Genomic DNA, 11,958 nt, shown 5'->3' with positions numbered 1-11,958 from the left:
TCTCTTTCGCTAAAGTATTTAAGATATCAAACAAAAAAAACTAACTTTGAACTCTTACCAAGACCAAATATTCAATCTTTTATGTTTAAACCGGGCCAGATAAAAAAACTATTCTTTTGCTTGGGCTTTTTGTCTTTGAACGTATTTCTGACATTTGCGACTCCCTATACTGTAAGCTACCTGGGCCTTGATCAAGGACTTTCCAATAACATGGTGACTAGTATCCATCGCGACCATTTCGGATTCATGTGGATTGGAACATATAACGGATTGAACCGATATGACGGTTCTAAATTCAATCTTTATCAAAGCAGCTGGAACGCGGCTTCAACCCTTCCGGATAATCACATTACTGCATTGGCTGAAGGTGAGGATAATAAAATCTGGATAGGTACCGATAAAGGTTTATCATTTTATGATTATAATGACGGTAACATTCACAGGACCCAATTTAAACGGTTAGGAGGAAAGATGAAGCTAAGCGATGCCAAGGTAAATGCTCTGGCAGCCGATCTCAAAGGTAATGTATACATGGCCTGCTCGCAGGGTTTTTTCTTGCAAAGAAAAGGTGCTAATTTTTTTAATCAGGTTTTAATTACAGGGGGCAAAAGCAACAATGTCCAGACGCTGACAATAGATGATTATGGAAGAGTCTGGGTATTTGTGCAGGAAGGCGGCCTTGGGCTTTATGATTCAAAAACAAACAGAATCATCTTTGTAAATACCCAGCTCAAGGCGATGACCTGCATGGTAGCAGATAAGTCTGGTAATTTATTGTGGATGGGTTCGGAATCCGGAATCTTCAGCTTCAATATAAAGTCCCGTAAAATTGAAAACCTCAACAAATCTTACCAACTGAATAACAGTAGCGTGATGCAGATTCATCAAAGGTCCAATAATCAGCTTTGGGTAGCTACTGATGGAGGTGGAGTTAACCTCTTCGATAGACCTGGTGCAAAAGCTCGTATCATTGGCGCCGGAAAAACCAATGGAAGACTCAGCTCCGCGTCAGTTCATGTGATCTTTGAGGATCCTAAATCAAATATATGGCTGGGAACACTGCGCGGAGGTGTGAATGTTCTTGGAATCAGGGGCGGAATGCCCATTGAAACCATTGCAAATGACCCAGATAATGGAAATAGCCTGATTAATAACTTTACACGGTCTTTTTGCGAAGACTTCAATAGTAATATATGGATTGGGACTTCTGGCGGCGGTCTGAGTTACTGGAATCCCCGGAAAAATTTATTTCGAAACTATCTTCAGGAAAAAGGCAACTTGAAATCTTTAAGTAGTAATTTTGTATTCAGCATCATCGAAGATAATAAAAGGAACATCTGGCTTGCTACCTTAAATGGTGGAATTAATCGCTATGACAGCAAAAGTGATGACTTTGTTCATTATAAATGTTTTAATCAGCTTACCGGAAATTATGATCCCAGCATATGGAAGCTATATCTCGACTCCAGTGGTGAGATTTGGGCGGCTGCTACGCGTGGCGGCGCACTCTACAGGTATGACCGTGTAGCTGACAGGTTTGCCCTCTATGATGCCGGCCTGATTGATATATCTGCAATGTACCAGGATAGGAAAGGGATTTTCTGGGTTGCAAACAATAATCTGATTAAGATCGATCCGGAAAAAAAAAAATATACGACCATTGTCATTTCAAACACTATTCATGCGATATATGAAGATAGGCAGGGGCGTTTTTGGGTTGGAACCGGTGGTGGTGGCCTGCTGTTGGTGAATCGTAATAATGGTCGTATAAAGCGCTACACCACTGCTCAAGGTCTATCTGATAATACGGTGCTGAGCATTCTTGAGGATGAACAAGGAAAACTTTGGATGAGCACTTTTAACGGACTCTGCAGTTTTGATGCTAATACGGGAAAGTTTCGACGGTTTTTTGCTTCCCAGGGGCTGCAGAGTAATCAGTTTAATGCAAATGCCGCGTTAAAACTCCGTTCCGGAGAACTCTTATTTGGCGGCCTGAAAGGGATTAATAAATTCTATCCCAAAAATATCGCCACAATGGCCGATACCCCGAAGGTATACCTGACAGACTTTAGGATCAACAACATCTCTATTCAAAAGGATTCTACATTTGAAGGAAGTAAGAACGTGGTAAACATGAAGGAAATCGTGCTAACTTATAACCAGGCATCCATCGCCATAGATTATGTGGCACTGGAATATCCATTTTCCCAGAACGTAAATTATGCTTATTACCTTGAAGGCTGGGATAAGCACTGGAATCAGGTTGGCAGTTTACGCACCGCATATTATTCCAGATTGAGTGAAGGCGACTATATCCTTCGCATCAAGTCCATCGATATTAATGAAGGTTGGTCTGGAAAAGAGTTGGTAGTCAAGATAACAATTCTTCCGCCATGGTATCGTACATGGGGGGCCTATCTTGCCTATCTGGCAATACTTGTTGCCGTTCCCATTCTTTATTTGTTGTACAGAGCAAGGCAGCTTAAACTGAAGCATGAAATGGAACTGACCAAAATCAAAGCCGAGCAGGAGCATCTGCTAAATGAGAAGAAGTTATCATTTTTTACCAGTATAAGTCATGAATTTAAAACGCCATTGACCCTAATCATCAATCCGATCAAGGACATGCTAATGGCCAATCCTCAGGACAAAAACGGTGAACTAAATATTGTCTACAAAAATGCAAAGCGGTTGCTAGGTTTGGTCGATCATTTGTTGCTCTTTAGAAAGGTGGAAAGTGAAAGTAGTGCGGTCGTAGCAGGGAAAATAAATTTTGTATCACTAGCTCGAGAGGTTTATGACTGTTTCGGCTCCCAGATTAAATCAAAACAGATTATTTATGAATTTAAGGATGGGGGGCTGAATTCTCCCATATATGCAGATGTTGAAAAATTAGAGATTGTACTCTTTAACCTGATTTCCAATGCAATAAAATTTACCCCCCTGGGCGGTCAGATTGTAATTGAAATCAGTGAGGATAAAGATATGGTCTACCTCTCCGTTTCAGACTCCGGACCAGGCATACCCCCGGGGACAAAAGACAAACTGTTCGATAAATACTACCAGGTTAAAGACGCTGCGGGGTCACGTGCTGGCTTCGGGATAGGACTTTATCTCGTGAAGAACTTTTTGGACCTCCACCACGGAAGTATCCGATATTCAAACAATGAGTTTGGAGGCGCAACATTTGTTATGGGGCTGTGTAAAGGCACGGATCATTTTAAAGCCGGGGAACTGCTTGAAAAAGATAGTTTCCTTGAGCCCCTTGATAAAGAACGCTACCAATCTGACAGCAATTCAGGACAACCTGCCACTACCGCTGATCTAGCACCTTCGCAACTAGATATTTTAATATCCGACAGGCAATCGATTCTGATTATTGATGATAATGCTGACATGAGAGAATACATCACTTCGATTTTCCTCAGCGAATATAAAATCTATCAGGCTGAAAATGGCGAAATCGGGCTTATGATGATAAGGAAATATCTCCCGGACATCATCATAAGTGACATTAATATGGATGAACTCAGCGGGCTGGAACTCTGCAGAACGTTGAAAACTGATACTGCTCTGAGCCATATTCCAGTGATACTGATTACTGGGGAAGCCACTTCGGACATCGAACTGCAGGGCTTTGAAATCGGCGCGGTGGATTTTATAGCCAAACCCTTTGAGCGTAGTCTTCTAGTGGCTAGAGTGAATAGTATTCTTCGAAGTAGGGCAGATCTACAACATTATTTTTACAATAAAGTGACTCTCAAAAATAGCGTCTATGACCTTGGAAAAGTGGACAGAGACTTTATTTACAGATGCATTGATATCATAGAGCTCAACTTGCTGGAGAATGACCTTGATGTGCAAAGGGTTGCTGATGAGATGGCCATGAGTTATTCGAGCTTCTACAAACGAATTAAGCTTATCACAGGGCGCACGGTGAATGATTTTATACGATTCGTTCGCATCAGGAAAGCAGCAGAAATGCTGATCAACACCAATTGTAATGTGAATGAAGCGGCTATCCACGTGGGATTTAATGATATCAAATATTTCAGAGCGCATTTTGTTAAAATTTATGGCATCAAACCTTCAGAGTTTATAAAGAGACACAGAGCAGCCTTTAAAAAAAAATATCTGATGGAAGACCAAGCGACCTATGATCGCAACGCTTTATAGTATTAAAATGAAGTAATGCACTGAGATATTCCAAATTATTGGAAATACCCCCCTTTAAATTGTAAGAGATACCCCCCTTTTTTCAGCCTTCATGAGCGTACTTTGTAAGTCTGGTTTCTTTTTGAATGTATTAAGTGCCAACCTAAACTTAAATTTTTATCATGAAAAATTGGTATCTGATCTTACTGCCAACAATTTTTTGTATCACGGTTTCTTTCGGTCAGCAGGAATGGAAGGATTACCGCGTATTCCAAGTAAATGCCCAAGCACCAAGGACATCATTTATTAGTTATAAATCGGTCTCTGAGGCTTTGCTTAAAAGCCAGCTCCCTAAATCATCTTACCAACTGTTGAGCGGAGAATGGAAGTTTAAGTGGAGTTTTAACCCTTCTGTGCGTCCGGTCAATTTTTTCAAGGAAACCTTTGATACCAAACTTTGGGATAAGATCGATGTGCCCGCAGACTGGCAACTGAAAGGATATGATGTGGCCTACTATACCAATACCATTTATCCCTTTCAGGCTGTTTTTCCTAAAGCACCAGAAAGGTTCAACCCCGTAGGTTCCTACAAACGTAAATTTGAACTTAAGCAGAGTTTAGCAGGAAATCGTGTTTTCCTGCATTTCAAAGGGGTAAACTCTGCCTTTTATGTTTGGGTGAATGGAAAGAAGGTTGGCTATAGCCAGGACAGTAAAACGCCGGCTGAATTCGATGTCACCGGTTTTGTACGACCCGGAAATAATGATATTTCTTTAGAGGTCTATCGCTGGAATGCCGGAAGCTGGCTGGAAGACCAGGACATGTGGCGCTTTAGCGGAATCGAACGTGATGTGTACATCTATACAGTTCCAGATGCCTCAGTCTGGGATTTTCGCGTTGATGCCGGTTTAAAAAACAACTATCAGGACGGGCAACTTAATGTCGACATCTCAATGAGGAATCTTGGTACGATGACCAGGAGTGGCGCGTTACACATATCACTACTCGATCCTAAAAGTCAAGCCGTTGTGTACTCGGGGACAAAAGATTGGAGCCTGAAAGGAAATGGTTTGCAAACCCTGGCTTTTAAGAAACAAGTATCACAAGTGTTTAAGTGGAGCGCTGAAAAGCCGAACCTGTATGAGCTGTTGATTGAAGTTATGGATAACAAAGGCGCAGTCATTCAGGTTGTTTCCCAAGCGGTCGGCTTCCGGACAGTTGAAATCATTTCAGGTAATTTTCTCATTAATGGACGGAAAGTCTATATTAAAGGCGTCACCCGTCATGAACACGATCCCGCGAGCGGACATGTTGTAAGCCTGGAAAGCATGACAGCTGATATCAAACTCATGAAAGAAAACAACATTAATGCGGTAAGATGTAGCCATTATCCAAATGATTCTCGTTTTTACGAACTCTGTGACCGGTATGGGCTATATGTTATTGATGAAGCCAATATAGAAGCCCATGGGCTTGGCAAATATATCAGTCAGGGTTATGGTTACAATATGCGGACGCCAACAGCTGATTCGATTTCATGGTATCCCGCGCATCTGGACCGCACAAGAAGAATGTTTGAGAGGGATAAAAATCATCCATCGATAGTAATCTGGTCTTTAGGCAATGAAGCAGGAAAAGGAGAAAATTTCCATAAAACTTATGCCTGGTTGAAAGGTAAGGACAATACCCGAATGGTTCAATATGAACAGGAGTGGACCGGTAAGTATACCGATATCGTTGCTCCGATGTACCATACCATTGAAGAACTGATTCGATACTCCAATTCCCCGCAGACGCGTCCGTTGATCATGTGCGAATACGCCCATGCGATGAATAATAGTGTTGGTAACCTTCAGGACTACTGGAATGTAATAGAAAATTACCCCAAATTACAGGGCGGATTTATCTGGGAATGGGTAGACCAGGGAATGGCAAAAACTACGGCAGATGGTAAAGCTTTTTACGGTTATGGAGGAGACCTCTCACCGGTTGGAACGCCCAGTGAGGGCGTATTTGCCATTAAAGGGCTCGTATTTCCGGATCGATCGCCGAAACCTTCCCTTTACGAAGTTAAAAAAGTTTATCAGAATGTAAAGATTTTTAGGGACCGAGTCCGTCAAGGAAGTTTCTGGATCAAAAATGTTTACGCCTTCACCACCCTGTCCGACTTTGATTTTCGTTGGTCGATCTTAGAGAATGGTGTGCCAATAGCCAAGGGTATTATTGATCCTGGACTTGAGGTGATGCCAGGGGATAGCATGCTGGTTAACATACCGACCTCAAGATTTACTTCAGACAAGAAAAAGGAATACCTGATCAATTTCGAGGTCTGCTTAAAAACATCCTCCGGAATGCTGAAAGCCGGTCATATTGTGGCAAGCGAACAACTGCCTTTAAGCGATAAAGTTCTGTTGAAAAGGGCTTTAATCGATACTACAGTTAAGGTGACCTACCTCAGCGATTCCTCGAAACTCATCGTTTTCGGAAAAGACTTTCAATATACTTTTAGCAAAAAATCGGGTGCACTCCTGACCATGATGTTTAGGGGGCGAAATCTATTGCAAGATGGCCTTTATCCTGATTTTTGGCGAGTGCCGACGAGTAACGATATTGGCAACAAATCGCCTGACCGACTGGCCATTTGGAAGAACATCCAATCTAATCTAGACGTGCAATCGTTTGAGGGAATGGCTCACGGTAATTCTAAATATATAATTACAGTCAGATCAAATCTAAAGAATAGAAAATCATCAACATTGCAAACAGAATATACAATATCCGCTGATGGTCAGGTGCACGTAGAAACCACTTTCGATAAAGGGGAAGAAACTTTGCCGGAGCTGCCAAGATTTGGAATGCGATTAACCATGGGTGGTGAATTTGGTAAGTTGACCTGGTACGGAAGAGGCCCCTTTGAGAGTTATTGGGATCGGAAAACGGCTGCATTCATCGGGATTTACAGTGGCCGCGTAGAAGACCAGACCACACCATACATTTCTCCTCAGGAAAATGGAAATAAGACGGATGTGAGGTGGGCGAAGCTGGTAAATAACAAAGGAATAGGCCTGTTGATTACAGCGGACTCACTGTTGAATGTCAATGCCCATAACTACACACAGCCAGATCTGGAAAGGGCGCAACATTCCAATGAAATAGTTTCAAAGGACATTGTCGAGCTTCACCTCGATATGCAGCAGATGGGAATTGGCGGCGACACGAGCTGGGGTGCCTACCCTCATAAACAATACAGATTGCGCAACAAAACCTATCATTATGGTTTCACCATGATTCCGGTTTTTTAAAAGATCGCCAGGCAAAGACTACCACGCAATGTTTGTATATTAACATGAAATTTGCTGTCCGAAATTGAACGCCAACTTGGCTATTTGATTAGATTGCGAAGCTCATTTTTTCCTAATCAATCCAACACCTCATATGAAAATTAAATCATTTCTTTTTTTTTCCATGCCCAAGAATATTAGATTTCTGATATTATTATCATTACTTGTCACCAGCTGGCCTATTGATTCCTTTTCGCAAACAACACAGATCCAATATCTATCCGGAGTAGATAAGGACCATACGGTAAACTGGGATTTTTACTGTACAGCGGGAAGGAATAGTAAAAAATGGAGCAAAATCCAGGTGCCTTCCTGTTGGGAACTGCAAGGTTTCGGTAATTATGATTATGGTAAAATAAAACCTGAAAAACAGTCCAGTGAACAGGGACTCTATAAATATAAATTTAAGGTTTCTCCTCATTGGGAGGGGAAGAAGACCATTAATTTGGTTTTTGAGGGCTCCATGACTGATACCGAAGTAAAGATTAATGGTAAATCAGCCGGCAAAATACATCAGGGTTCATTTTATCGCTTCAAATATGATGTTACCGAGATGCTGAATTTTCGTGGCGATAATTTGTTAGAGGTTACTGTTAGCAAAAAGTCAGCAAATAATTCAATTAACCACGCCGAAAGAGATGTTGATTTCTGGATCTTTGGCGGTATCTTTCGCCCTGTTTTTCTTGAGGTCCTACCACAACAATACATAGAACAGATCAATCTGGATGCAAAGGCAGATGGCCAACTAAACCTACAAGTCGCTACCGTTGGCAATGCAGGGTCTGTGGAAGCCGTTGTAGAAGAAATCTCAAGCTACAAAGTACTCAAAGTACTCCATTCAGCCATAAAGGAGGGGTCATCTACTCTAAAGGGCCAACTAAGCAATGTAAAAAAATGGAGTCCGGAATCTCCGACCCTGTATAAATTGATCGTCAACCTGAAAAATGTCAATGGAACTATAATACACACTCAACAAAAGAAGTTTGGATTCCGAACGGTAGAGCTAAGGCCTAAGGACGGTTTCTATCTTAATAATGTAAAAGTGCTTTTCAAAGGTGTAAATAGGCATACATTCTGGCCATCAAGCGGACGCACAAGCAGCAAGAAATTGAGCATCGAAGATGTGAATCTGATGAAGGACATGAATATGAATGCAGTTCGAATGTCTCATTATCCACCTGATGAGTACTTCCTGGATGTTTGTGATTCCCTGGGCCTAATGGTTTTAGATGAGCTTACCGGATGGCAGAATAATTATGATGATAGCACAGGGCATCGCCTGGTTGAGCAAATGATCAAACGAGACATTAACCATGTAAGTGTGGTCATGTGGGATAATGGCAATGAGGGAGGCTTTAACTTTAACCTGGATAAGGATTTTAGGAAATATGATCTCCAGAAAAGGCCGTTGATCCATCCATGGGCAAGGTTTGAAGATACCGATACCAAGCATTATCCAAGCTATAACTACATTGTGAACTCGGCTCTTTATGATGATAAGGTATATTTCCCAACCGAGTTTCTGCATGGCCTTTACGATGGCGGACATGGTGCAGGATTAGATGATTATTGGAATTTGATGAGGCAACATCCTCATGGTGCAGGAGGTTTTCTATGGGTTTTTGCTGATGAATTGGTAGAACGTAAGGATAAATTAGATAGCCTTGATGGTTCCAGAACAGATGCACCTGATGGGATATTGGGTCCATACCATGAAAAGGAGGGTAGCTATTATGCGATTAAAGAAATCTGGTCACCGATTTACATTGCGAAGACAAACCTGGCTCCAGGGTTTAAGGGTTTGCTCGAAGTCGAAAACAGATACATGTTTACCAATGCCAATCAATGTTCTTTTAAATGGGAATTAAAAAGCTACAGGACGGGTCTAAAAGCCGGACAGCATCGACAAGGTATAAAAGGTAAGGCCAAATCACTTTCCTTAAAGCCAGGTGAACGGGGATGGTTAGACCTTAATCTGCCATCGGGATGGGAAAACCAGGATGTACTGTATCTAACTGTACTGGATCCAAATCAGCACGAACTATTTACCTACAGCTGGCCAATCAAACAAGCTAGTGAGTTTGTTTCGCAATGGTTGCAGGTTGGACATTCCACTCCGTCCGCTATCGTTGCCAATCTTGACGGAGATCGATTAATCGTAGCCGACGGTGTGGTGCAGCTTAGTTTTGACAGCAAAACGGGTTATCTGGAAAAGGTAATTAAAGGGAAAGATATACTGTCGCTAACAGAGGGGCCCGCACTTGCAGGTGTCGATCAGAAATTAGTCGGTTTTACGCACCGAAAAGATGGAACTGATCTAAAAGTAAATGCGAGTTACAAAGGGAAAGATAACAGTTTAAATGTCGAATGGACTTTTTCGCCCGGTTTGCCGATAAAATTAAGCTACAGTTACGAACAAAAAGGCGAAGCTGATTTCATGGGGATATCTTTTAATTATCCTGAAGAAAAGATAAACGGTATGAAATGGCTGGGTAGGGGGCCTTACCATGTATGGAAAAACAGATTAAAGGGGCTGGAGTTCGGCTATTGGGAGAAAAAATATAACAATACGGTAACAGGTGAAAGTGGTTGGCAATACCCGGAGTTTAAAGGCAATCACAGCGAGTGGCGATGGTTGCAACTCGAAAATCATGAGTTTCCTTTCAAGGTATTTACCGAAAGCAACAATATGTTCTTACAAATGTTAAAGACTGGCAGTCCTAAAAATGCTTATAATGATTATACCACCGTAAATTACCCTGTAGGTAATCTCGGCTTTATGGACTTCATACAGCCAATTGGTACAAAGTTTAGTAAAACAATGGAGATGGGACCGCAAAGTCAGAAAAATATACAATTAAACGGCCGTATTACCAATGTATTATGGTTTGATTTCCGGTAATGCCTTCTCGTGTGGACTGATCTTTTTAAGCACTATGCTAGCTTGCTTTGAATAAGACACTCCTTGCCAAATCACACACTTCAATCCCAGGGGGCGGGAAATCAAAAAATAGTAGTACAAATGGTACTATCAAACCCAACAGGTACTGGTTTGAATTTCATGTCTGGAAAAATATTCATTCTGCTCTGACAAACAGAATAAGTGCTTCTGTTTTTTGATAGGTAGAGGCTTATGTTTGAGGATTTACAAATCGCTTCGGATACTTTGGCACTTCAAAGTACCATCCCCCGCGGCGTTGAGCAGTAAAAGAATATTTTTAAGAGATTGTGTAGAAACCCATTGCCGGTACAACGCCCTCTAGACTAAGGAAAGTTTCAATCTTAAGTAATATATTTCCGCCCGACAACCAATTTGTCTCCGCCGATTTCGACTTCAAAAAAGTTCGGGATCCGGCGGAATCTGCCATTAATGTTATCATGGCTGTGTAGACACATCAGCCACTTGCCTTCAAATGTTTGGAATAACATACCGTGACCAAAGTTTGGTGGCGTAATAGGTTCTTTTTCCTGAATCCACGGTCCATCAAGCGTACCGCTTTTGGAGTAGGCAACACCCTGAGTATAAAACTCATCGATCCAGCTCGTCCATAGCATACCAAGCCTCCCGGTAGCTGTACGAAACATGAAAGGACCATCTGTTACCTTACTTTTGCGTATTCTGCCATTTTCTATTTCCCTGCTCCAGGGAGATTCACTTGCTTTGAAAAGAAGTTTACCATCGCCAATCGAGCCGCTAAGGTCATTTTTAAGTTCTGTTTTTTCAACCGTACCATCCCAATTCTGCAGCCATTCATAACAGTAAACCATGTAGGGCTTGCCGTCTGAATCAATCCAAAATGTGCCGTCAAGAGTAGGTTTGCCTGCAGGTAAGTAGGTTTTATCTTTCATGTGAACATACGGGCCGCCCGGATTATCGCTTACTAAAATATGACTGGCCCGACGCTCGATCTTATTGCCCCGAACAGTATCAATAATTGTTGACTTATTAGTAAACGTAGCGAAATAGTAGAACCTGCCTTTGTAGGCGTGGATTTCCGCCGCCCAGATTTCCAGCTTAATTCCCATCCATGATGTCGAATCGGTCAGCGCCACTACAAATGGGCCACTCCACCGCTTAAGATCCTTGCTTTTCCATACCTTACCCCCAGTGCCCGTAAGGTAATACGTTTTGGATTTATGGTCAGCCAAGATGAAAGGATCACTAAGCTGCATGGAATCCAAAGAAATGCCATTTCGAGTTCCTCCTATATTTTTCTGTTGAGCAAAAAGATGAATGGAAAATAAAAGACTAAGCAAAAGCGTAGTTATTCTGGCTGCTATCATAAACAATAATTAATCATGGTTTTATCCCAAAAGTAAAGATTAATTTGCCGCCCCAAGGGGGTGAATATAGGATCTTTCCTGGTGTAAATTAGATCTCCGACCTTTAGCATTATATGCCTGATGCAATTTTGAAATTGTTTAAACAACCCTTGACAATACACTTGTTCCTTTTATATTT

4 protein-coding genes are annotated in these 11,958 nt (G+C 41.7%); 3 read left to right on the top strand and 1 reads right to left on the bottom strand.

Annotation, left to right across the window (positions count from 1 at the left end):
- Positions 1–81 precede the first annotated feature (81 nt).
- From AC1RJ8_RS06655 to AC1RJ8_RS06645, 3 genes are all read left to right on the top strand, one after another.
- The gene (locus AC1RJ8_RS06655) at positions 82–4,176 is read left to right on the top strand and encodes a hybrid sensor histidine kinase/response regulator transcription factor (protein WP_492953055.1); all 4,095 of its coding nucleotides are present in this window, start codon (positions 82–84) and stop codon (positions 4,174–4,176) included.
- Between the two features lie 161 nt (positions 4,177–4,337).
- Complete coding sequence (gene lacZ / locus AC1RJ8_RS06650) at positions 4,338–7,457, top strand: beta-galactosidase, LacZ type (RefSeq protein WP_492953056.1); 3,120 nt, start codon at positions 4,338–4,340, stop codon at positions 7,455–7,457.
- A gap of 163 nt (positions 7,458–7,620) precedes the next feature.
- Positions 7,621–10,398, top strand: coding sequence for a glycoside hydrolase family 2 TIM barrel-domain containing protein (locus AC1RJ8_RS06645; RefSeq protein WP_492953057.1), 2,778 nt, complete (start codon positions 7,621–7,623; stop codon positions 10,396–10,398).
- A 380-nt stretch (positions 10,399–10,778) separates the two neighbouring features.
- On the opposite strand, the gene AC1RJ8_RS06640 is transcribed toward AC1RJ8_RS06645, so the two are convergent.
- Complete coding sequence (locus AC1RJ8_RS06640) at positions 10,779–11,780, bottom strand: glycoside hydrolase family 43 protein (protein ID WP_492953058.1); 1,002 nt, start codon at positions 11,778–11,780, stop codon at positions 10,779–10,781.
- Positions 11,781–11,958: the final 178 nt, after the last annotated feature.

The sequence above is a fragment of the Pedobacter sp. GW822-FHT03F06 genome (assembly GCF_058801365.1).
Note: the sequence above shows the minus strand (reverse complement) of the source record. Positions and strands in the feature narration are given on the sequence as shown.